Consider the following 25,524-nt stretch of genomic DNA (forward strand, 5'->3'; position numbering starts at 1 on the left):
CTTTGTGCTTCCTGCCTATTGCTCCGGATCCCAAGAAATGAACGCTGAAGACTCCTTGAAACTTGCTCGCCGGTTTATCGGGTTGCCCCTGGAAAAACGCCAGATGTTCCTCCAGGCGCTGCAAAAGGAAGGGATCGATTTTTCGCGTTTTCCGATTCCGGCCCAGGTCGAGGCCGAGGACCGTCAGGCGTTGTCCTACGCCCAGCAGCGCATGTGGTTTCTCTGGCAACTGGATCCGGCCAGCGCCGCCTACAACCTGCCGGGAGCGGTGCGCCTCAAGGGCCGTTTGAGCCTGTCAGCCATCGAGCAGGCGTTTGCCAGCCTGGTCGCACGCCATGAAACCCTGCGCACGGTGTTCCAGCGCCAGGCCGATGAGCGCCTGTTGCAAGTGCCCTGCAAACCGGCGCTGGCGATTGAGCCATTGGACCTTGGCAACTTGCCACTGGCCGAGCGCGAACAGGCCGTGATGGCCGCCGCTACCGCACAATCGCTGCAGCCCTTTGACCTGGCCACGGGCCCACTGCTGCGCGTGCAATTGCTCAAGCTTGCCGAGCAGGAGCATGTGTTGCTGTTGACCCTGCATCACATCGTCTCGGACGGCTGGTCGATGAACGTGCTGATCGACGAGTTCATCCGCTGCTATGACGCCTTTGAGCGCAACCAGGCGCCGCAACTGCCGGCCCTGCCGATCCAGTACAGCGACTATGCCCTGTGGCAGCGCCGCTGGCTCGAAGCCGGGGAGCAGGCGCGGCAACTGGATTACTGGCGCGAGCAGCTGGGCGATGAGCACCCGGTACTGGAGTTGCCCCTGGACTTTGCGCGCCCAGCCGTGGCCAGTCATCAGGGCCAACGCTATGAGTTCGCGGTGCCGGCGCCACTGGCCGAGGGCGCGCGCTTGCTGGCGCGCCAGCAGAATGTGTCGTTGTTCACCGTGCTGCTGGCTGCATTCAAGATCCTGCTGTTTCGCTACACCGGCCAGACCGACCTGCGGGTGGGCGTGCCGATTGCCAACCGGCATCGCGGTGAAACCGAGGGTTTGATCGGCCTGTTCGTCAATACTCAAGTGATGGCCGCGCACGTCGATGGGCAGGCGCGGGCCAGTGACTTATTGCAGGTGCTCAAGGACGTGGTCAGCGGCGCCCAGGCCCATCAGGACCTGCCGTTCGAACGCCTGGTCGAAGCCCTCAAGCCGGAGCGCAGCCTGAGCCACACGCCGCTGTTCCAGGTGCTGTACAACCATCAGCCGCAAGTGGCTGATCTTGAGGCGCTGGTGCTGGAATCCGGCCTGTCCTTGAGCCTGGTGGAGTGGCAAAGCCGCACCACCCAATTCGACCTGAGCCTCGACACCTGGGAGCAGGGCGGCACCCTGCGGGCCGCACTGACCTTCGCCACCGACCTGTTCACGCCCGCCACCATCGAACGCATGGCCCGCCACTGGAGCCACTTGCTCGCTGGTATGGTCGACAACGTGCAGCAGCGCGTGGCCGAACTGCCGATGCTCGACGCTGCGCACTACCAGCAGCAGATCCATGACTGGAACGCCACAGCTTCTGAGTACCCGCAAGAGCGCAGCATCCATCGACTGATCGCCGAGCAGGTCGAGCGTCAACCGGATGCCCTGGCCCTGACCTACGGCGCCAAGACCCTGAGCTATCGCCAGCTGGACGGCCAGGCCAATCAACTGGCGCACCAGCTGATCGAGCTGGGCGTGGGCCCTGAAGTGCGGGTCGGCGTGGCCATGCAGCGTTCCGACGCGTTGATCGTCGCCTTGCTCGGGGTGCTCAAGGCCGGCGGCGCCTATGTGCCGCTGGACCCGGATTACCCCGCCGACCGCGTGGCCTACATGCTCGAAGACAGTCGCGCCCAGGTGCTGCTGACCGAGGCCGAGTTGCTCGCCGACTTGCCCCAGACTCAGGCCCGGGTGCTACTGATGGATCAACTGGCCGGCTATCCGCTGACAGCACCGGTCACCGCCGTGGCGCCCAATAATCTGGCCTACGTGATCTATACCTCCGGCTCCACCGGCAAGCCCAAAGGCGTGGCGATTGCCCATGGCAACGTACTGGCGCTGATCCACTGGTCGCAGCAGGTGTACAGCCGCGAAGATATCCAGGGCGTGCTGGCCTCGACCTCAGTGTGTTTTGACCTGTCGGTGTGGGAAATCTTCGTCACCCTGGCCAACGGCGGCTCGCTGATCCTCGCGCGCAATGCCCTGGAACTGCCCGACCTGCCGGCCCGCGACCAGGTGCGCCTGATCAACACCGTGCCGTCGGCGATCAATGCCTTGCAGCGCGCCGGGCAGATCCCCGAGAGCGTGCGCATCATTAACTTGGCCGGCGAGCCGCTCAAGCAATCCCTGGTGGACCGCCTCTACCAGCAGCCGTCGATCAAGCAGGTCTATGACCTGTATGGCCCGTCCGAAGACACCACCTATTCCACCTGGACGCCACGCGAAGCCTTGGGCCAGCCGAGTATTGGCCGACCGTTGAGCAACACCCAGGCCTACCTCCTCGACGCCGACCTGCAGCCAGTACCTACCGGGGCCGCTGCCGAGCTGCACCTGGCCGGCGCCGGGATCACCCGTGGCTATCTGGGCAAGGCAGCCTTGACCGCCGAAAAGTACGTGCCCAATCCTTTTTCCACCACCGGCGAGCGCCTGTACCGTACCGGCGACCTGACCCGCTATCGCGCCGATGGGGTGATCGAGTACGTCGGGCGTATCGACCATCAGGTGAAGATCCGTGGCCTGCGCATTGAGCTGGGGGAAATCGAGGCCCGTCTGCTCAGCCACCCACAGGTCAAGGAAGCGCTGGTGATTGCCCAGGATGGCCGCTTGCTGGTGGCCTATGTGGTACCGGCGACGATGCCTGAAGACCAGGGTGCGTTTGAGCAGAGCCTGCGCGCGCATCTGGCCGAAACCCTGCCGCAATACATGCTGCCGACGGTAACCATGGCCTTGGCGCAATTCCCCGTGACCCCCAACGGCAAGCTGGACCGCAAGGCCTTGCCACGGGCCGGCGAGGCCAAGGTACAGGCCTTCAGCGCACCACAGGAGCCTCGGCAATTGCTGCTGGCCGGGATCTGGCAGGACATTCTTGGCCAGCCGCAGATTGGCCTGGATGACAATTTTTTCGAGCTGGGCGGCGACTCCATCGTCTCGATCCAGGTGGTCAGCCGCGCCCGCCAGGCCGGCTTGCAACTGGCGCCCAGCGACCTGTTCCGCCACCAGACCCTGCGCAGCCTGGCCGCCGCCGCCCGTGAAGTGTCGACGCTGGCCATCGAGCAAGGCCCGGCCCAAGGCCCGGTGCTGCTGACCCCGGTGCAGCGATGGTTCTTTGTCCAGGACATTCCCGCCCGCCAGCACTGGAACCAATCGCTGCTGCTCACCCCGCGCCAGCCGATACAGGTCGCCGCACTGACCGCTGCGTTGCAGGCGTTGGTGGTACAACACGATGCCTTGCGCCTGCGTTTCGTCGAGGGTGGGCAGGGCTGGGAGCAAGCGCATGCGCAATCCACGACGGTGGAGCTATGGCAGCGCCAGGCCGCCAGCGTCGAGGCATTGCGCGAGCAGTGTGATCTGGCCCAGGCCAGCCTGGACCTGCAACACGGCCCGTTGATGCGGGCCTTGCTGGTGGACATGGCCGATGGCAGCCAGCGCCTGTTGTTGGTGCTGCATCACCTGGTGGTGGATGGGGTGTCCTGGCGTGTGCTGCTGGAAGACTTGCAGCGCGGCTACGCCCAGGGCCTGGCCGGCGCACCGCTGACCGCGCCGCACAAGACCAGTGCCTACCAGCAGTGGGCCGCGCGCCTGGACGACTACAGCCGCAGCCCGGCGCTGCTGGCCGAGTTAGCGTACTGGCGCGGGCAGTTGCAGGGCGCTGCCAGCGACTTGCCACGGGATAATCCCCACGGCCGGCAGACCCAGGCGGTGGCTGAACACATCCGCCTGCGCCTGGACCGTAAACACACCCGGCAACTGCTGCAACAGGCGCCGGCGGCCTACCGCACCCAGGTCAACGACCTGCTGCTGGCCGCCCTGGCCCGCACGATCTGCCAATGGACCGGCCACCCCTCGGCGCTGATCCAGCTCGAAGGCCATGGTCGCGAAGAGCTGTTCGATGATATCGACCTGACCCGCACCCTCGGCTGGTTCACCAGCCTCTACCCGCTGCGCCTGACCCCTGGCAACGAGGCGGGCGCGACCCTCAAGGCGATCAAGGAGCAATTGCGCCAGGTGCCCCGCAAAGGCATTGGCTACGGCGTGCTGCGCTACGGTGCTGCGGCTCAAGAGCTGGCGGCGCTGGCCCAGCCACGGATCACCTTCAACTACCTGGGGCAGTTCGACCAGCAGTTTGGCGATGATGCGCTGTTCGTACCGGCCAGCGAAGGCGGCGGCCAGGCCCAGAGCCCGGAGGCGCCCCTGGCCAACTGGCTGAGCGTGGAAGGGCGGGTGTACGCCGGCGAGCTGGAACTGGACTGGAGTTTCAGTGGCGAAGTCTACCGTCGCGAGACCATCCAGGCCCTGGTGGATCATTGCGCCCGGACATTGCACGAGCTGATCGCACACTGTCTCGACCCGCAGCAGGGCGGGGCCACGCCTTCGGACTTCCCGCTGGTCAGCCTCGACCAGGCACAACTGGAAGGCCTGGGCTTGCCCCTGACGCAGATCGAGGACCTTTATCCGCTGTCGCCCATGCAGCAGGGCATGCTGTTCCACAGTGCCTACGATGCCGGGGCTGGCGCCTATATCAACCAACTGCGCCTGACCATCGATGGCCTGGACGTGGAGCGGTTTGGCCAATGCTGGCAAGCGGTGCTGGAGCGCCACGAAGTACTGCGTGCGCGGTTTGTCTGGGAAGGCCAGGCGCAGGCGTTGCAAGCGATCCAGCGTGCGGTGCAACTGCCGCTGACGGTGCTCGACGTCGCCCCCGACGACCTTGACCAACTGGCCCTTGAACAGCGTGAACAAGGTTTCGATCTGCACCAGGCGCCGTTGTTGCGCCTGGTGTTGGTGCCACTGGCGGCTCAGCGCTATGAACTGATCTACACCAGCCATCACATCCTGATGGACGGCTGGAGCAACGCGCAGTTGCTGGGCGAAGTCCTGCAACGTTACGCCGGGCAGGTGCCGGCGCCGGTCACCGGGCGCTATGCCGACTATGTGGGCTGGCTGCTGGCCCAGGACCCTCAGGCCAGCGAGCAATTCTGGAGCGCGCAACTGCAAGCACTGGCCGCGCCGACCCTGCTGGCCACCGCTCTGCCGGCGCCGCGCGGGGGCAGCGGTCAGGCCAGTCACCACCTGCTGCTGGACGCCAGCACCACCGCGCGGCTGGGGGAGTTCGCGCGGCACAATAAGGTCACTTTCAACACCCTGCTGCAAGCGGCATGGGCGATTTTGCTGCAACGGTATTGCGGCCAGCCGAGCGTGGCCTTTGGCGCCACAGTGGCCGGGCGTCCGGCCCATCTGCCGGGGATCGAGCAGCAGGTCGGGCTGTTTATCAATACGTTGCCGATTATTTGCAGCCCGGAGGCCACCCAGAGCGTCGCCAGTTGGTTGCAACAGGTGCAGGCGCACAGTGTGGTCCTGCGCGAGCACGAGCACACACCGCTGTACGACATCCAGCGCTGGGCCGGGCAGCCGGGCAGCGCACTGTTCGACACCTTGCTGGTGTTCGAAAACTACCCGGTGTCCCAGGCGCTGCAAGCCGGTGCACCGGCCGGCTTGAGCTTCAGCGGGCTGCACAACCACGAGCAGACCAGCTATCCGCTGACCCTGGGCATCGAGTTGGGTGAAACCCTGAGCCTGGACTTCAGCTATGCCCGGGCCGCCTTCAGCCCGCAGCAGATACACACTATCGGCGCGAGCCTGTTGCAACTGCTTGAGCAGTTTGTCGAGGCGCACGGCCAGGCACTGGGCAACCTGAGCCTGCGCGATCCGGCCCTGGAGCGGGCGGCGGTGCAGCCGGCCGTCGACCCGTTGCTGGCGCACCAGCGTATCGAGCGCCGCGCTGCGGCGACCCCGGATGCCCTGGCCTTGATCAGCGGTGACGAGCGCTGGACCTATGCCGAGCTCAATCAGCGCGCCAACCGCCTGGCCCATCGCTTGCGCGAGCAGGGTGTAGTGCCCGGCCAGCGCGTCGGGCTGGCGGTGCGTCGCGGTGGGGCGATGATTGCCAGCCTGCTGGCGATCCTCAAGGCCGGCGCCGCCTATGTGCCGTTGGACCCTGATTACCCGGCCCAGCGCCTGGCCTACATGATTGATGACAGCGCCATGGACCTGCTGCTGCGCCAGCCCGGCGTGCTCGACGACGCCCTGGCCGATGCACGCGTGCCGTGCCTGCTGCTCGACGGATCGGAGCGCGACTATCCGTGCACCAACCTCGCCAACCTGGCGCTGGCCGAGCACCTGGCCTACGTGATCTACACCTCCGGCTCCACCGGGCAGCCCAAGGGGGTGTCCATCGCCCATGGCGCGCTGCGCGAGTTCTGCACGATAGCCGCCGAGTACTCGCAACTCACCCCTCAGGAGCGGGTGCTGCAATTCGCCACATTCAGCTTCGACGGGTTTGTCGAACAATGCTTCCCGCCGCTGTGCGAAGGTGCCTGCCTGGTGCTGCGCGGTGACGACACCTGGGACACCGTGACCCTGTACGAGCAGATCATCGAGCACGGCGTGACCCTGGCCGACTTGCCGGCGGCGTACTGGTTCCTGCTGGCCCAGGACTGGGCCGCCGACCCGCAGCGCAGTCGCGGGCAACTGCGCCAGGTGCATGTGGGGGGCGAGGCGATGTCGGTGGAAGGGCTCAAGCTCTGGCACGCCGCAGGCCTAGGCGGCGTGCGCTTGCTCAACACCTATGGCCCGACCGAAGCCACGGTGGTGTCCAGCACCCACCTGTGCCAACTGATGGATGCCGACGCGGCCAATGGTGTGCCGATTGGCCGTGCCTTGCCGGGTCGGGCGCTGTATGTGCTCGATCGCGACGCCAACCCACTGCCCGATGACGTGGTCGGTGAGTTGTGCATCGCCGCTTGCGAGGGCTTGGCCCAGGGTTATCACCAGCGTGCGGCACTGACTGCCGAGCGTTTCATTCCCGACCCATTCGCCGCTGTGGCCGGCAGCCGCGTGTACCGCAGTGGCGACCTGGCGCGACGCGACGCGGCGGCGGTGGTGCATTACTGTGGGCGGATCGACCACCAGGTGAAGATCCGTGGTTTCCGTATCGAACTCGGCGAAATCGAATCGCGCCTGTTGCAACAGCCCGGTGTACGTGACGCGGTAGTCCTGGCCCATCAGGGCGCGAGCGCGCAGCAACTGGTGGCCTATATCGTGCCGGCGCAGGCCGAGCCTGGGTTGCGCGAGCGCCTCAAGGCCAGTCTCAAGGCGAACATGCCGGACTACATGGTGCCGACCTACTGGATGCTGCTCGACCACTTGCCGCTGACCCCCAACGGCAAGCTCGACCGCAAGGCCCTGCCCAAGCCGGACGCCAGCCTGTTGCAGCAGGACTATGTGGCGCCGGTCACCGCCGTGCAGCAGCAACTGGCGGCTATCTGGCAAGCAGTGTTGAACCTGCCGCGGGTGGGGCTTGGCGATAACTTCTTCGAGCTGGGCGGTGATTCGATCCTGTCGATGCAGGTGGTCAGCCGAGCCCGTCAGGCGGGGCTGCACTTCACTGCCAAGGCGTTGTTCGAGCAGCAGACCATTCAAGGCCTGGCCAGTGTCACCCGCAGTGGCGATGGCCTGCCGAGCATCGACCAGGGCCCGGTGGTCGGTGGCATGCCGTTGCTGGCGGTGCAGCAGGTGTTTTTTGACGAGGATATTCCCCAGCGCCAACACTGGAACCAGTCCGTACTGTTGACGCCCCGCCAGCCCCTGGACGGGGCGCGACTTGCCCAGGCCTTGCAGGTGCTGGTCGCCCATCACGATGCGCTGCGCCTGAACTTCCAGCACGACGGCGCGCAGTGGCTCGCCAGCCACGGCGCGGCGTCAACCCAGGAGCTGCTCTGGCAGCACCGGGTCAATCACGACGCCGAGCTTCAGGCGCTGGCCGACCAGGCCCAGGCCAGCCTGGACCTGCAACAAGGTCCGCTGCTGCGCGCGGTGTTGTTCGACAAGGCTGATGGCAGCCAGCGCCTGCTGGTGATCATCCATCACCTGGTGGTCGACGGCGTGTCCTGGCGCGTCCTCCTGCAAGACCTGCAGGACGCTTACCGCCAGCCCACCGTGAGCTTGCCGGCCAAGACCACCGCGTTCAAAACCTGGGCCGAGCAACTGCAAGGTCTTGCCCGCGGTCCCGCGCTACCCACCGAGGTTGCGTTCTGGCAAGCACTGCACGGCACCGACAACCACCTGCCGGGCGCCAGGGTGGACGCCAGCCTGCGCAGCCGCGACGGCATTACGCTGGATACGCGCCTGGACGCCGACCTGACCCGGCGCCTGTTGCAGGACGCACCAGCGGCCTATCGCACCCAGGTCAATGACCTGCTGCTGACGGCATTGGCGCGGGTCATCACGCGCTGGACCGGGCGCCGTGAAGTGTTGATCCAGCTCGAAGGCCATGGCCGTGAAGAGCTGTTCGACCACCTGGACCTGACCCGCACCGTGGGTTGGTTCACCAGCCTGTTCCCGGTACGCCTGGTACCCGCCGAGGCGCTGGACGATTCGATCAAGCAGGTCAAGGAGCAACTGCGCGCCATCCCCAATCGGGGCGTGGGTTTTGGCGCCTTGCGTTACCTGGGCGACGCATCGGTGCGGCACACCCTGGCGGCACTGCCGGTGCCGCGTATCACCTTCAACTACCTGGGCCAGTTCGACAGTAGCCTTGAAGGCGAGCACAGCGCACTGTTCGTACCCAGTGGCGAACGTGCCGGGCTTGAGCAGCACCCGGACGCGCCGCTGGGCAACTGGCTGACCCTTAACGGGCAGGTGTTCGACGGTGAGTTGTGCCTGGGCTGGACCTTCAGCCAGCAGATGTTCGACGCCGCCACCATCCAGCCCCTGGCCGACGCCCTGGCCTTGGAGCTCAAGGCGCTGATTGAACACTGCACGAGCGCCGGCCATCACGGCGTGACCCCGTCGGACTTCCCGCTGGCGGCGTTGACCCAGGTGCAAGTGGATACCCTGGCCGACGCCTGCGAAGCCATCGAGGATATTTATCCGCTGTCGGCCATGCAGCAGGGCATGTTGTTCCATAGTCTGCTGGAGCAAGGCGGCGGCGAGTATGTCAACCAGATGCAGGTCAGCATCGACGGCCTCGATCCCGAACGCTTCCGGGCGGCGTGGCAGGCGGTGGTCGATGCTCATCCTATCCTGCGCACCGCCTTTGCCTGGCAGGGTGGTTTGCCGCAACCGGTGCAGGTGGTGCACAAGCAGCTTGAAGTACCGTTCAGCGTGCTCGACTGGCGTGAACGCAGCGACCAGCCACAGGCGCTGCAAGCGCTGGCCGCCGCCGAGCTGGCCCAGGGTTTTGACCTGAACCAGCCCGGGTTGTTGCGCCTGGTGCTGGTGCGCCTGGACGCGCGTCGTTGCGAATTGTTGTACACCCACCACCACATCCTGATGGATGGCTGGAGCAACTCCCAGCTGTTGGGCGAGGTGCTGCAACGCTATGACGGCCAGGTGCCGACGCCGTCGGTGGGGCGCTATCGCGATTACATCGCCTGGCTGCAACGCCAGGATCAGCAGGCTGGCCAACAGTTCTGGCGCGCCAACCTGGCGGCACTGGAAGAGCCGACTCTGCTGGCCCAGGCGGTCAGCGACCCGGCGCAGGCGCTGGCCGGTGGTCATGGCGATCATTACCTGACGCTGGATGTGACGCAAACCCGCCGCCTGGGCGAGTTTGCCCGCCAGCAGAAAGTCACCCCCAACACCCTGGTGCAGGCCGCGTGGCTGTTGCTGTTGCAGCGTTATACCGGGCAGGACAGTGTAGCCTTTGGCGCCACGGTCGCCGGTCGCCCGGCTGACCTGGCGGGTATCGAGCAGCAGGTTGGCCTGTTCATCAACACTTTGCCGGTGATTGCCAGCCCGCGTGCCGAGCAAACGGTCAGCCAATGGCTGCACGCCGTACAGGAGCAAAACCTGGCCCTGCGCGAGCATGAGCACACGCCGTTGTTCGATATCCAGCGCTGGGCCGGGCACAGTGGTGACGCGCTGTTCGACAGCCTGCTGGTATTTGAAAACTACCCGGTGGCCGCAACCCTCAAGCGTGGCGCACCCCAGGGGCTGGTGTTCGGTGAGGTGCGCAGTGTCGAGCAGACCAACTATCCGTTGAGCCTGCTGGTCAGCCTGGGGGAAACCCTGACCGTGCATTTGCGCTTCATCCACGCCCATTTCAGCGTGGGCACCATCGATGAACTCAGCGAGCATTTCAGCCGCCTGCTGTTGGGCATGCTCGATCAGCCCGAACTGGCGCTGGGTGACTTGTCGATGCAAGGTGCGGCCCGTCAACGACAGGTGGTTGCGCAATGGAATCCACCGGCGGTCGATTACCCGCGCGAGCAGTGCATTCATCAATTGTTCGAAGCCCAGGCCAAGCGGGCCCCCGAGGCCGTCGCGCTGGTGTTTGGCCAACAGTCGCTGACCTATGCCGAGCTGAATCAGCAGGCCAACCAACTGGCGCATCGGTTGCTGGCCGAAGGTGTCGGGCCGGATCGTCTGGTGGGGATTGCGGTGGAGCGCGGCTTGCCGATGATCATCAGCCTGCTGGCGATCCTCAAGGCCGGTGGCGCCTACGTGCCGCTGGACCCGGCTTACCCGGCCGATCGCCTGGCGTACATGATGCAAGACAGCGGCCTGAGGTTATTGATTACCCAGGCGCCGCTGCTTGGTTCGCTACCGATTCCGGGCGGCGTGCAGGCGCTGGTGCTGGAGGGCGAGGCAGGCTGGTTCGCCGGTTACCCGAGCCACAACCCACCGGCGTCGGCCGGGCCGGACAATCTGGCCTATGCGATCTACACGTCCGGTTCCACCGGCAAGCCCAAAGGCGTGATGGTGCCCCATGGCGCCCTCGGCAATTTCATTGCGAGCATGGCCCGCGAGCCGGGGCTTGCGGCGGGTGAACGGATCCTCTCGCTGACCACGTTCTCGTTCGATATCTTCGGCCTGGAGATCTACCTGCCGCTGACTGTCGGCGCCTGTGCGGTGCTGGTGGACAAAGACACCACCCTCGACCCGGACGCGATCCTCAGCACCGTCGCGAGCCAGCGCGTCAACACCCTGCAAGCCACGCCCTCGACCTGGCGCATGTTGCTCGACAGCCCGCAGGTGGCGGCGTTGCAGGGTTGCACCTTGCTCTGCGGTGGCGAAGCCCTGGCCGACGAACTGGCGGCAGGCATGCTCGCCCTCGGCGGCGCGGTGTGGAACCTCTATGGCCCGACCGAGACCACCATCTGGTCGGCAGCCCACCGCCTCGACGGCCAGCCATGGCTGGGGCGGCCAATCGATAACACCGCGTTGTACATCCTCAGCCAGGACGGTGCGTTGGCCCCGGTCGGCGTGCCCGGCGAGTTGTTGATCGGCGGCGATGGCCTGGCGCGTGGCTACTTCCAGCGTCCAGGCCTGACTGCCGAGCGCTTCTTGCCCGACCCATTCGGTGCGCCCGGCCAGCGCCTGTACCGCACCGGCGACCTGGCGCGCTACCGCGCCGAAGGGGTGATCGAATACCTCGGGCGCCTGGACCACCAGGTGAAAATCCGTGGCTTTCGCATCGAACTGGGGGAAATCGAGGCGCGCATCCAGTCCCAGGACGCTGTGCGGGAAGCGGCGGTGCTGGCCCTGGACGGGCCCAGCGGGCCACAACTGGTGGGCTATGTGGTACTCGCCGAACCTAGCGATAGCCCCGAACGGCACGCGACGTTGCGCGAGTCGATCAAGGCCGGCCTCAAGCAGCACCTGGCCGACTACATGGTCCCGGCGCACCTGGTGTTTGTCACGCAGATGCCCCTGACCCCCAACGGCAAGCTGGACCGCAAGGCCCTGCCGGCGCCGGACGTCAGCCAGATGCAACGGGCCTATGTGGCCCCGGCCTCGCCGCTCGAGCAGCAACTGGCCGAAATCTGGCAGCAAGTGCTCAAGGTCGAGCGTATCGGGCTTGGCGACAACTTCTTCGACCTGGGCGGGCACTCCCTGCAGGTGGTGGTGATGCTGTCTCGCGTGCGCGCGGTGCTTGGGGTGGACGTGGCGGTGAAGGACTTTTATGCCCAGGACAGCCTTGGGGCGTTGGCCAAAACCCTGGCCGACGCGGCCCAGGGCGATGGCCTGGCCGATGACTTTGACCTGATCTTCGATGTCCTCGATGAGCTGGAGCAGGAAAACCTGGAGGAAAGCAATGCTTAACAAAACTGCGGAACTGGTGGCGCGCATCAAAGACTTGAGCGCACCCAAGCGCGCGCAACTGTTCAGCAAGCTGGAACAACAGGGGGTCAATGTCGCGCGTTTCCCGATTGTGCCGGCCAGCGAGACCGGGCCCCAGGCCCTGTCGTATGCCCAGCAGCGGCAATGGTTCCTCTGGCAGTTCGACCCCCTGGGCAGTGCCTACAACATCTGCGCGGCCCTGCGTTTGAAGGGCGAGCTGGATGTCGAGGCGCTGCAATGCAGCCTGTCGCAGGTGCTGGCGCGTCATGAAGGGCTGCGCGCCGGGTTTGTGCAGGAGGATGAGCGGGTGCGGTGCATCATTCGGCCGATTGACGCGCTGGAACTTGCGGTACAGGACGCTGCGGCGGGCGACCCCGAGTCGGTCATCAAGGCGTTTGTCCAGGTGCAGAGCAGCCAGCCGTTCGATCTGGAACACGATCTGTTATTGCGTGCCGCAGTGTTGCGCCTGGCGGACGATGAGCATGTGCTGGTGCTGACGTTGCACCACATCATCACCGATGGCTGGTCGATGCAGATCATGATCGATGAGCTACTGGCGCTGTACATCGCCCAGGTTACGGGCACGCCATGCGCGTTGCCGGCGCCGGTCATCCAGTACGCCGACTATGCCGCCTGGCAGCGGCAATGGCTGGAGGCCGGGGAAGGGCGCCGGCAGCTGGATTACTGGCGTGGCAGACTGGGCACAGAGCACGTCCTGCTTGAGCTGCCGGTGGATCGCCCGCGCCTGGGGCCGCCGGACCAGCAGGGTGCGACGCTGCCGCTGGCGTTGGACCGCGCCCTGAGCGATGGCCTCAAGGGCCTGGCGCAGCAGCAAGGGGTGAGCCCGTTCATGTTGCTGCTGGCGTCGTTCCAGGTGCTGTTGCACCGTTACAGCGGCCAGTCGGATATCCGCGTCGGCGTGCCCACCGCCAACCGCAACCGCGCCGAGACGGAGCGGGTCATCGGCTTTTTCGTCAACACCCAGGTGATGCAGGCCACGCTCGACAGCCAGCAGCCGTTTGCGGACTTTGTGCAGACCGTCAAGGCCGCCGCCCACGAGGCCCAGACCTGGCAGGACCTGCCGTTCGAGCAGTTGGTGGAGGCGCTGCAACCCGAGCGCAACAGCCTGCACACGCCGTTGTTCCAGGTCATGTTCAACCACCAGATGGAAGCTGGCCGATTTACCGATGGCCAGCCCCTGGGCGGGTTGCTGTGCACCCCGGTCGACTCGGAAAACCGCAGTGCGCCGTTTGACCTGACCCTCAATACCTTCGACGGGCCCGATGGCCTGTCGGCGGCGCTCACCTATGCCACCGACATCTTTGACGCCTCGACTGTCGAGCGCCTGGCGCGGCACTGGCAGGCCTTGTTGCAGGGCATGCTCGATGACCCCCGCCAGCGCATTGGCCAACTACCGATGCTTACCGCCGCCGAACAACGCCTGGCGCTGCAAAGCTGGAACAGCAGCACCGCCGACTACCCTCGCCACAGCGCCATCCACCAGTTGATCGAGGCCCAGGCCGCCCGTACTCCGGACGCTGTGGCGTTGGTGTTTGATACACAGTCGTTGACCTTTGCCCAGCTCAACCAGCAGGCCAACCGCCTGGCCCATCGTTTGATCGAAGCCGGCGTGGGCCCGGATGTGCTGGTGGGCATCGCGGTGCAGCGCAGCGTCGACCTGGTGGTCGGGCTATTGGCGATTCTCAAGGCTGGTGGCGCCTACATCCCGCTGGATCCGGCGTACCCCGAGGATCGCCTGGCCTACATGATGCAAGACAGCGGCCTGGCCCTGCTGCTGACCCAGGCGCCGTTGCTCGCGCGCTTGCCGATCCCGGCCGGGGTCAGTGCGCTGGTCCTGGACCAGCCGGGTGCGTGGCTCGATGGCTACAGCGTGGAAAACCCACTGCCGCGCAGCACCGCCGAACACCTGGCCTACGTGATCTACACCTCCGGCTCCACCGGCAAGCCCAAAGGCGTGATGGTGCGCCATGGTGCGCTGACCAACTTTGTGTGCAGCATGGCCCGCCAGCCGGGGTTGCACGCCCAGGACCGGTTGCTGTCGCTGACCACCTTCTCGTTCGATATTTTCGGCCTGGAAATCTACGGGCCGCTGCTGGTCGGCGCGACCCTGGTGCTGACCGGGCAGGACATCAACCTCGACCCGCAAGCCTTGCTGGCCCTGGTCAAGCAGCAGCGCATCAGCGTGTTGCAGGCCACGCCTTCCACGTGGCGCATGCTGCTCGATCACCCCCAGGCCGAGGCCCTCAAGGGCTGCAAGCTGCTGTGCGGCGGTGAGGCGCTGCCCCTGGAGCTGGCGACCCGACTTTTGGCGCTCTCGCCCCAGGTGTGGAACCTCTACGGGCCGACCGAAACCACCATCTGGTCGGCGCAGTACCCACTCACGCCGACCCAGCCACAGCCGTGGCTCGGCGGGCCGATTGCCAATACCAGCCTGTATATTCTCGACGATAACCTGGCGCCGGTGCCGGTCGGGGTCGCCGGCGAATTGTTGATTGGCGGCGACGGCCTGGCGCGGGGTTATTTCCAGCGGCCGGCACTCACCGCCGAACGCTTCTTGCCTGACCCATTTGGTGCGCCCGGCGCGCGCCTGTATCGCACCGGCGACCTGGCGCGCTACCGCGCGGACGGGGTGATCGAGTACATCGGCCGCGTGGACCATCAGGTGAAAATCCGTGGGTTGCGGATCGAACTGGGGGAAATCGAAGCGCGGCTGTTGGAGCAACCGCCAGTGCGCGAAGCCGCCGTGGTGGTGCGGGACGTCGCTGGCCATCCGCAGTTGGTGGCGTACGTGGTTGCCGTGCAAGCGGTCAGCGATGAGCAGGCGCTGCGTGAGGCGTGCAAGCGTCAGCTCAAGGGCGACCTGCCGGAGTACATGGTGCCCAGCCATTGGGTCTTCCTCGACAGCCTGCCGCTGACTCCCAACGGCAAACTCGACCGCAAAGTGTTGCCGGCGCCGGATGCCAGCGCCCTGCAGCAACACTACATCGCGCCGCGCAACGCCCTGGAGCAGCAGATCGCCGAGGTCTGGCAGCAGGTGCTGGGCCTGGCGCAAGTGGGGGTGAGCGACAACTTCTTCGAGCTCGGCGGGCACTCGCTGCTGGCCACCCAGGTGATCGCGCGACTCAAGCAAACCCTGGCCAGCAACCCAGGCTTGCGTGACCTGTTCAACGCTCCGGTGCTGGAAGATTTTGCCGCATTGCTGGCAAGCCGTTCGGCTGTGCAGCCGGCGCAAATCGCCTTGCACGCCCATGGCCCGCGCAGCACTGCGCCGTTGTCCCTGGCCCAGCGTCGCTTGTGGGTGGCCGAGCAGTTCTCGGCCGGCAACGGCGCGTATGGCATGCCCTTGGCGTTGCGCTTGCGTGGCGAAGTCTCGCTGGCGTTGTTGATCGAAAGCCTCAAGTGTGTGGTGCAACGCCATGAGGTGCTGCGTACCGCCTATGTCGCCGACGATGACGGCGATCCACTGGCGGTGATCGCGCCTGAAGTGAATGTGGACTTCGCCGTGGTCGACCTGTCGCACCTGGACCGCATCGAACAGGAAGCCCAGGTCGCCCAGGCCACACTGGACAATACCCGGCGCCCGATCAACCTGGCGCAGGCGCCGTTGTTCCGTGGGCAGATCCTGCGCCTGGGCGCCCATGAACATGTGCTGCTGTATTCGATGCACCACATCATTTCCGATGGTTGGTCGATGGCGGTGCTGGTGGGTGAACTGGTGCAACACTACGCCGCCCTCAAGCAGGGGCGTGGCATCGATCTGCCGCCGCTGCCGGTGCAATACAGCGACTATGCGCAATGGCAACTGGCGCTGGAGCAGGCCGGGGTATTGCAGCAACAGGCCGGCTACTGGAAGGACGCCCTGGCCGGTCACCCTGGGCAACTGCTGCTACCGACAGACTTTGCGCGGCCGCCGATGCCGTCGTTCGAGGGCTCCAGCGAGTCATTCAGCGTGCCGCCGGCGTTGGGCGAGGCACTGAAAAGCCTGTCCGCACGCCAGGGTGTCACGCCTTACACCACGTTGTTGGCCGCATTCCAGGTGTTGCTGCACCGCCTCGCCGCCAGCGACGACCTGCTGGTGGGTGCCGATGTGGCGGGGCGCCAGCATGCCGAGCTGGAAGGCCTGATTGGTTTCTTCGTCAATATCCTGCCCCTGCGCTCGCGCTTCGACGCCCGGGCGCGCTTCAGCGATTTCCTCGCCGCGGCCCGGGAAACCTCCCTGAGTGCCTTCGAACACCAGGACCTGCCCCTGGACATGATCGCCGAAGCCAGCAACGTGCCGCGTCACAAGGGTTTCAACCCCTTGGTGCAAGTGCTGTTCGTGATGAACAACCTGCCGGTGCACAGCGCGGGCCTGGCGGACATTGCGGTGGAAATGGTGCCCAGCCTGGGCGGCTATTCCAAGTTCGATATGGCGTTGTTTATCGACGAAGACCACGGCCAGTGGCAGGGCACCTGGCAGTACGCCAATGACTTATTCAAACAAGAGCGCATCACCGAACTTGTGAGCGCCTGGATGGGAATTCTTCAACAGATTGTCATGGATCCAGACATCCGATTAGGGGACATCATCATGCCGTCGAATACCGCTGTTGCTCCTGCCGCACCTGCCAGCCCGAAGGCCGACAAGCTGGGCAAGTTCCTCAAGAAACCGTCGAGCCCGGTGGCCAGGGCCCCGCTGCCGGCGATGCGTGAATCGCTGTTGAACGCCGATCAGGTGTTCCCGTTGCTGATGGAACCCAACGACCCGGGGCTCGACCTGGTGACCTGGGTCCAGGCCAATCGCGCCCTGGTCGAAGAGAAGCTCGCGCGGCATGCGGGGATCCTGTTCCGAGGCTTCGCCATGCGTGACATCCACGACTTTGAGGCCTTTGCCGAAGCCGTCCAGCCGGGCCTGTATGGCCAGTACGGCGACTTGCCGAAGAAAGAGGGCGGCAAGAACACCTATCGCTCCACACCTTACCCGGAAAAGAAAATGATCCTGTTCCATAACGAGAGCTCGCACCAGGATCGTTGGCCGCGCAAGCAGCTGTTTTTCTGTGAGCAACCGTCGCCCGTGGGCGGGGCCACGCCGGTGGTCGATTGCCGGCAGATGTACCTGCGTTTGCCGCAAGCGTTGCGCGATACCTTCGAAAGCAAGGGCCTGCTGTATGTGCGTACCTTTGCCGACAAGCTCGACGTGTCCTGGCAGCATTTTTTCAAGACCGAAGACCGCGCCCAGGTCGAGCAGCGTTGCGCGCTGGCTGGCATCCAGTGGGCCTGGCTGGACAACGACGAACTGCAGATCCGCACCCCGTGCCCGGCGATCATCACCCACCCGAGCACCGGCGAGAAAACCTTCTTCAACCAGGTGCAACTGCACCATATCTACTGCCTGGACCCCGATGTGCGCGACGACTTGCTGGGCCTGTTCGGCCCCGAGCGGATGCCGCGCCACGTGTACTACGGCGACGGCAGCCCGATTGAAGACGCGGTGATGCAGCAACTGGGCGAACTCTACGAGGCCTGTGCGGTGCGCTTTGACTGGCGCAAGGGCGATGTGATCCTGCTGGACAACATGCTCGCCGCCCACGCCCGCGACCCCTTTGAAGGCCCACGCAAAATCGTCGTGGCCATGGGCGAAATGATCGAACGGCGCGACCTGGAAACGGTAGTGCCCTCCACACGTATGCAAACTGAAGGGACTGACGCATGAGTACGCTTAACGATGCAGGCCTGGCGCTGCTCGCCGAACAGCAGCAGCGGGTGCTGGACGCCCAGGGCGGCGCGAGCTGGGGCGACATTGCGCACCTGCTGTCTATCCAGATCAGCGGCGCGCTCGATGTGCCACGGCTGCAAGCGGCGTTTAGTGGATTGCGCCAGCGTCACACAGCGCTCGCGGCGCGTTTGGCGACCGCGCCCGGTTACCGTGGCCTGCGGCAGTTCTTTGATGCCGGGGCGGCGAATGGGGCACTGGCGGTGGATGAGTCCAGTAACACCGCGCAGGTCCTGGCGCTGTGGTGTCAGCGCCCGGTGAGCTTGGCGTCCGGAGTGTTTTTTGAGGGCCTGTTGCAGCGTATCGACACGCAGCACTGGCAACTGACCCTGGGCCTGGCGGGTTTTATCGGCGACCAGGCCAGCCTGGAAATTCTCTATCAAGACCTGTGCACAGCCTATGAGCAGGGCAGTTGCAGCGTGGACGAGGAACTGGGGCAGTTTGCCCAGTACCTGGAATGGCACGCAGAAGTGGTGCTTGACGAAGACGCGGATACCGCCAAGGCCTATTGGCAAACCTACCTGGCGGGCGCTGGCGCGCTGGCGCCGGACTTGCCGGGCCGCTACGCCAATACCGTGCAGGGCAAGGCCGTTGGGCAGTCCCTGAGTACCGACCTTGACCCGCGCGTGTTGGCGCGCCTGGGCCAGTTGGCGACCCAGCACGGCACCCAGGTGACCACGCTCTTGCAAGCCGCCTGGTGGGTGCTGCTGGCGCGGATCAGCGGGCGCGAAGGGTTTGTCGCAGGCCTGCGGCATGACGCGCGCGCGGACTATGAGTTCTTCGCGCCGACCGTGGGCCTGTTGCAAAGAACCCTGGCGCTGCACCTCGACCTGGCGCCGACGGCCTCGTTCAGCAGCGTCCTGGCGCAGTTGGCGGGGGTGCTGGACAGCCATGGCACCTGGCAGGAATATGCGCCGCTCGACGCTGGCCTGCCGCTGACCCATGGCTTTGGCGTGCGCCGCCAGCCGGCAGCGCGCGCAGTGGGGGCATGCACTTGGAGTGGCGCCTACAGTGCTGATCTGCGGCCGCTGTTTGAACTGGCGCTGAATGTCGATGTGGAGGAGGGCGGCGCGGTTACCGGGCTGTCGCTGGACTATGCCGCCGCCGTGTACAGCCAGGCATCGATGCACACGCTGCTGGCGCAGTATCAAGTGCTGCTGGCCAGTGTGCTGGAGCAGCCGGACGCGGCCATCGCTACCTTGAGCCTGTTGGGGGAAGCGGAGCGCCAACGCTTGCTGGCATTCAATCCTGCGACCCAAGTGCTGGAAGAGCGGGTGCTGTTGCCCGAGCATATTCTCAATTGGGCCGAAATCACCCCGGATGCGCTGGCGTTGGTGGCGGGTGGGCAATCGTTGAGCTATGCCGGGCTGGACGCCGGTGTGCGCCAACTGGCCGGCCGTCTGCGCCAGCACGGCGTTACTGCGGGCGGTATCGTCGCCCTGGCGTTGCCGCGCGGCGTGGCCCAGGTGCTGACCATTCTTGCCACCTGGCGCACAGGGGCCGCCTACCTGCCGCTGGACCCCAGCTGGCCCGCGGCCCGCCAGGCCCAACTGGTGGCGCAGGCCGGCGCGCAACTGCTGGTCACCCAGGGCGCGGCGCCGGATGGATTGGGCTGTGCGGTGCTGGATCTCGATCAACCGGTGCAGCAGCCGTTGCCGGAAGGGCCGAGCGCGAACCTGCAAGGCCAGGACGCGGCCTATGTGCTGTTTACCTCCGGCACCACCGGTGTACCCAAGGGCGTGGTGGTTGAGCATCGGCAATTGCTCAACTATGTCGCGGGTGTCAGCGGTGAGCTGGACCTGGCCGCCTGCCGGCACTTCGCTCAGGGCTCAACCGTCGCCGCCGACCTGGGCAATACCAGCCTGTTTGGTGCGTTGTACAACGGCGCCACCTTGCATATCGCTGATGAAGCCACGATGCAGGATCCGCAGGCGTTTGCAGCGTTTATCCAGACCCAGGGCATCGACTGTCTGAAAATCGTCCCGTCCCATCTTGCGGCCTTGCTCGAAGCACCGCAGCCGACAGTACCGGCGACCCTGATCCTCGGCGGCGAGGCCATCGGCCAGGGGTTGGTGGCGCGCATCTTCAACCTGCGCGCCGATTGCCGCCTGTTCAATCACTACGGCCCCACCGAAACCACCGTCGGCGTCGCCGTGCATGGGATCAGCCCGGACGACTTGCAGCAGATGGCGATTGCCCTGACTCGGGTGCTGCCAAACAACCAGTTGTACATCCTCAACGAGGACCAGCAACTGGTGGCCAGCGGTGAACTGGGTGAGCTGTATATCGGCGGCCAGCAATTGTGCCGAGGCTACCTGAATGACCCGGTGCAGACCGATGCCGCGTTTATCAGCAGTCCGTTCGTCCCTGGCGAGCGCCTGTACCGTAGCGGCGACCTGGCCCGTTACCTGCCCCAAGGCGGCATCGCCCTGTATGGCCGGCGCGACCACCAGGTGAAGGTGCGCGGGTTCCGTATCGAACTGGCAGAGATCGAACAACACCTGCTGCGTGCCCCAGGAGTGAGTGAAGCCGTGGTGCTGCTGGCGCAGGATGAGCCGGTAGCCTTTGTACTGCCGAGGCAGGACGCGCCAGCGCACTGGCTGCAAACCCTCAAGCAGCACATGGCCGAGCACTTGCCGGCGGTGATGGTGCCGCGTCAGTACCAAGTGGTGCAGCACATGCCCCGCCTGGGCAATGGCAAAGTCGATCGCCAGGCCTTGCAGCGCCTGGAGCCCATCGATGAAGACGACAACTTCGCCGAACCCCAGGACGCCCTCGAAGCCTTGCTGGCCAGCCGCATGGCCCAGTTGCTGGGTCGTGACCGCCTGGGCCGCGACCGCGACTTTTTTGCCGCCGGCGGCCATTCGCTGCTGGTGATCAAGCTGGTGGCGGGGATTCGCAAACTGCTGCACTGCGAAGTCCATCCCGGCATCGTGTTCGACCACCCAAGCCCCGGCGAGCTGGCCCAGGCCCTGCGCGCCCAGGAAGACAGCCCTGGCCAACTGGAAAAACTGGCCCAGGCACGTTTGCGCCTGGATGCATTGAGCCCAGAGGAGAAGGCCGCGTTACTGGAGAAGGCGCGCCAACAGGCGGCAGTGCAGAGCTGAGACGGTTGCGGGCGCTGGCGGTCAGTCAGCGCCCGCACGTTTTATGCTGTTGCGAACGATTCTCATAAATTGTAGTCTAGCGCCCCCTATGTGTGCCCTGCACACGGATGCCCATGGAGTGTGCGTTGGATAATCTGGATCGGTTGTTTCGCCTCTATCATCGCGAACTGCAGCAGATTGCCTACCGTCGGCTGGGCGACCGGGAAATGGCGGCCGACCTCATGCAGGACGCGTTTGTGCGCTACGTCGGCCTGGACCGGCAGCAGCGCACCCATACCATCACCAATCCGCGGTTTTTCCTGATTCGCGTATTGCGCAACCTGATCATCGACCTGGGCCGCAGCCGCACACGGCGCGGGCCGATGGACTCGCTGGAGGATGTGCAACACGAGTTGCTCGACCCATGCCCGGGCCCTGCGGCACTGGTGGAAATGCGCCAGCAATTGCAGCTGTTGCAGCAGGCGTTGGGAGAATTGTCCGAGAACAGCCGCCAGGCCTTGCTGCTCAACCGCCTCGACGGCTTGGGCCATGCGGCGATTGCCAAGCAACTCGGGGTGTCTCCCAGTATGGTCAGCAAATACATCATGAGCGCGGTGCTGCATTGCGCCCGGCGTCTTGGGATGACCGAGTGACACTGGAAAAACCTTCGCCATTGCTGACCGAGCAGGCGTTGCAGTGGCTGGTCGACCTGCATTCAGGCAGCCCCGAGGCACCGACCTGGGATGCCTACCTGCAGTGGTGCGAAACCTCGCCCGAACACCAGCGTGCCGCCCATGCGGCGGAACGACTGTGGGAGAGCCTGGGCAGCGCACTGGAGCGCCCACCTGGATCGTCACGCCGCTTGTTGCAACTGGGGCTGGTCGTCGCATTGAGCCTGGCGGGCGGCTTGTCCTGGCAGGCGGAGCAACACGGCTGGATGGCGGACCAGGTGACCGGCCTGGGTGAGCACCGCCGCGTCACACTGGACGACGGCTCGCACCTGGAACTGGCGCCGCGCACCCGGGTGGATATCGACATGCAAGGTGGTCGCCGGGTGCTGCATCTGTATACCGGCGAACTGTTCGTCCAGGTCGCCCCCGATACCCAACGCCCCTTCGAAGTACGCGCCGGGCGCGGCAGCCTGCGCGCGCTGGGCACTGGCTTCGACGTGCGACGCGAGGGCGAGCAGGTGCGGATGGTCGTCACCGAACACGCCGTGCGTGTGACCTTGGACGGCGACCCGCAGACCACCGATGTCGAGGCCGGACAGGCCGTGCAATACGGCCCGGACGGCCGCGCGCGCACCCAACCGGTCGACGTCGGCACCGCCACGGCCTGGCGCCGCGACAAACTGGTGTTCAACCGCCAACCCCTGGGCGAGGTGCTGGAGCAACTGGGTCGCTACCATCGCGGCGTGATCTGGGTCCGCGACAACAGCCTGCGCGACCTGCCCGTGACCGGCATCATCGCCACCGACGATACCGACGCCCAACTCAAACTGCTGCAACGCACCCTGCCACTGCGGGTGCGCCTGCTGCCGTGGCTGACCGTGATCGAGCGCGACGACTCGCGCCGACAGTAACCCATGCGCAAAAAATACGCTGGCCGCCGCTGTCGGGTTTCAGAAGGCTGACGTCTTTCCTGTTGAGATTGATTTTTATTTGGCTGATTTCAGCAGGGGGAGCGTTATGCAGCATCTGATCAGGCACACCGCCTTGAGCCTGGCACTAGCCACGGCCAGTGCCGTGGGAATAAGCCTGCCGGCACAGGCGGCGCAGCAGCAGAAGACCGACAACCGGGCCTACGATATCGAAGCCGGTCAACTTGACCAGGTACTGACGCGCTTTGCCGAGCAATCCGGGTTGCGGTTGATGGTCGTCAGCGAGTGGGTGGCGGGTCAGCAGTCGCAAGGGTTGAAGGGGAACTACCCGGTGCAGCAGGGGCTTGACCGGTTGTTGCTGAACAGCGGCCTGGTCGCCCGGCTGAGTGATGATGTGATCTTGATTGAAAAGGCGCCGGTGCAGGGAGGGGCGGTGGAGTTGGGGGCTACCACGATTCAGGGGCAGGGGATGGGGGAGATGACGGAGAATTCGGGGTCGTACACCACCGGCCTGACCAGTATCGGCTCGAAGACTCCGACCAGCCTGCGGCAGACGCCGCAGTCGGTGTCGGTGGTGACTGCGAAGGTTATTGAAGAAAAGCGCATGACCGACCTGGCCGAAGCGATGAAAACCACGCCAGGCATTACGGTCACCAACAATAACTTCCGGTTGTCAGACTTCTCCTCTCGAGGCTTCAACATCGAGAACATTCAAATCGACGGTGCCGCTCCCATGGCCCTGGGTACCACGTCGGGAAGTTTCTATTCCAACAAGAGCTACGACCTGGTGGAGTATGACCACGTTGAAGTCTTGCGGGGTGCGTCCGGGTTGTTCGGCGGTACAGGCGATCCAGGCGGCATGATCAACCTGGTACGCAAGCGCCCGTTGGATGCCTACCAGTTAAAGATCGATGTCTCGGCGGGGAGTTGGGACAACTACCGCACGCAGATGGATGTCACCGGACCTTTGGGGTTTGACGGCAAGCTGCGTGGGCGCATGGTGGCGGCCTACACGGATCGCCAATACATGGCTGATGATCGCGCCCTGGAAAAGCCGATTTTCTACGGGGTGTTGGAAGCGGATATCACGGATGACACACGACTGACCCTGGGTGGGCGTTCTGAACGCATCCACGAGACGGGTTCAGGTACGGGCTTGCCGCGTTACCTTGATGGCCGGGATCTAGGACTTTCGCGAAGCGCCAGCCTGACACAGAACTGGGCGTACCTGGATGGTCGATCCCAGGAAATCTTTGGCAAGATCGATCATGAGTTCAACGAGAACTGGAAGGGGAACGTTTCCTATACCCAGACCCTGGATTCAGGGTTTTCCAAAAGCGCGTTCTCATTTGGCGCGGTTGATCCTGCGACCATGACAGGGCCCAATACCGGGGGCTCTAATAACAAATATCGTAGCGATCAAAAGCTGTTTGATGTGAATCTCGCCGGCAAATTCGAGGCAATGGGGTTGCAGCACGAACTCCTTGTGGGGATGGATCACCAGAAGATCACCAGTTCATGGGCGGGGACTGCCCAGGCCACTGGGTCGGGTGTGCCAATCGATGTCTTTAACCCAGCACCATGGCCACAGCCCGACACCGACAAAGATTTTTTCCACCGTTTTAGCCCTAACACCCAAGTGCAGTACGGCCTGTATTCCACCCTGCGTTTGCAATTGGCCGCGCCGTTGCACCTGATTGTCGGTGCTCGTGCGCAACGTTATAAATTCGATCAACTCTATCGTTCCCGCGACAAGGGGGTCTGGGGTACTGATTCAGATGTTTCTGTTCGCGAACCCACGAAGGTGGTGCCATACGGCGGCATCGTCTATGACCTCACGGATGAATGGTCGACATACGCCAGTTATTCCGAGATTTTCAAACCACAGCAAACCAAACTGATGGGGCCGTATCCAGGTAGCCCTATCGAGTCCATGACGGGCAAGACCTATGAAACGGGGGTCAAGGGAGAACTGTGGGGCGGGGCTGTCAATACGTCGTTTGCGCTTTACTACACCAGCCGTAAAAACGAGGCAGTACTTGATCCTCGCTACGAAGCGTCCAGTGTGCTGCACGGCGGTAACTGCTGCTACTTACCTCAAGGCGAGGTAACCAGCAAGGGTGTTGATATGGAGTTCACCGGCGAAGTGTTGCCGGACTGGAACGTACTGGCCGGTTACACCTATAACCACAACCGCAATCGCACTCAAGCCAAAGTGTTCAGCAGTGTGACACCCAAGCATCAGGTCAAACTCTGGTCTACCTACCGTCTGCCAGGCGTATTCAATGACCTGAAGTTGGGCGGCGGCGTGAATCTACAGAGTGCTACGGATGTCAGCGGGACAACCTGGTTTGCCCCTCAAAAGCGGTATTACGATTTTAAATACAGCCAGTCCGGATACGCCGTCTGGGACGCCATGGCCGAGTATCAGTTGGATGAGAACTGGAGCGTGCTTTACAACATCAATAACCTGTTCGACAAGCATTACTACAGCAAACTGGGGACACCGTCCTCGGGCAACTGGTATGGCGATGAACGCAACCACATGGTGACCTTGCGCGGTACTTTCTGGTAAGTCGCAGATAAAAATGAACCCGCGTGATTGCGGGTTTTTTAATGAGCGCATGCCAGCCTTGGCAGCCTGTGATGGTTCGTCATGAGCGCAGTTTCTGGCGAAAAATAAATACATATCGCCACTGTCGGTGTTCATAAG

At 64.5% G+C, this 25,524-nt stretch carries 6 protein-coding genes; all 6 read left to right on the top strand.

The genetic code is table 11. From position 1 onward, the window contains the following. The first annotated feature begins 37 nt into the window (after positions 1 to 37). The 6 genes from HBO19_RS23435 (at position 38) to HBO19_RS23460 (ending at position 25,386) form a co-directional block, all read left to right on the top strand. On the top strand, positions 38 to 12,334 hold the full coding sequence (locus HBO19_RS23435; RefSeq protein WP_170058405.1) for a non-ribosomal peptide synthase/polyketide synthase: 12,297 nt from the start codon (positions 38 to 40) through the stop codon (positions 12,332 to 12,334). Next, positions 12,327 to 18,065: a non-ribosomal peptide synthetase gene (locus tag HBO19_RS23440; protein WP_262386314.1), complete on the top strand. Its 5,739-nt coding sequence runs from the start codon at positions 12,327 to 12,329 to the stop codon at positions 18,063 to 18,065. Before HBO19_RS23435 ends, HBO19_RS23440 begins: the two co-directional genes overlap by 8 nt. Beyond that, positions 18,062 to 21,232: an amino acid adenylation domain-containing protein gene (locus HBO19_RS23445; protein WP_170043710.1), complete on the top strand. Its 3,171-nt coding sequence runs from the start codon at positions 18,062 to 18,064 to the stop codon at positions 21,230 to 21,232. Before HBO19_RS23440 ends, HBO19_RS23445 begins: the two co-directional genes overlap by 4 nt. A 125-nt stretch (positions 21,233 to 21,357) precedes the next feature. Beyond that, a complete protein-coding gene (locus tag HBO19_RS23450; RefSeq protein ID WP_262377088.1) occupies positions 21,358 to 21,864 on the top strand; it encodes an RNA polymerase sigma factor in 507 nt (168 codons plus the stop codon). After that, positions 21,861 to 22,793 (top strand): FecR family protein, encoded by a 933-nt coding sequence (locus HBO19_RS23455; RefSeq protein WP_170058407.1) that lies wholly within the window; start codon positions 21,861 to 21,863, stop codon positions 22,791 to 22,793. The genes HBO19_RS23450 and HBO19_RS23455 overlap by 4 nt, the downstream gene beginning before the upstream one ends. A gap of 106 nt (positions 22,794 to 22,899) precedes the next feature. Continuing rightward, the gene (locus HBO19_RS23460) at positions 22,900 to 25,386 is read left to right on the top strand and encodes a TonB-dependent receptor (RefSeq protein ID WP_170058408.1); all 2,487 of its coding nucleotides are present in this window, start codon (positions 22,900 to 22,902) and stop codon (positions 25,384 to 25,386) included. Positions 25,387 to 25,524: the final 138 nt, after the last annotated feature.

It is taken from the genome of Pseudomonas sp. WS 5021, from assembly GCF_012985535.1.
In the GTDB taxonomy this organism is placed as follows: Bacteria; Pseudomonadota; Gammaproteobacteria; order Pseudomonadales; family Pseudomonadaceae; genus Aquipseudomonas.

Coding starts and splice junctions, on each gene's coding strand:
- HBO19_RS23440 (WP_262386314.1), top strand. CDS start 12,327: ATGCTTAACAAAACTGCGGAACTGGTGGCGCGCATCAAAGACTTGAGC.
- HBO19_RS23460 (WP_170058408.1), top strand. CDS start 22,900: ATGCAGCATCTGATCAGGCACACCGCCTTGAGCCTGGCACTAGCCACG.
- HBO19_RS23445 (WP_170043710.1), top strand. CDS start 18,062: ATGAGTACGCTTAACGATGCAGGCCTGGCGCTGCTCGCCGAACAGCAG.
- HBO19_RS23435 (WP_170058405.1), top strand. CDS start 38: ATGAACGCTGAAGACTCCTTGAAACTTGCTCGCCGGTTTATCGGGTTG.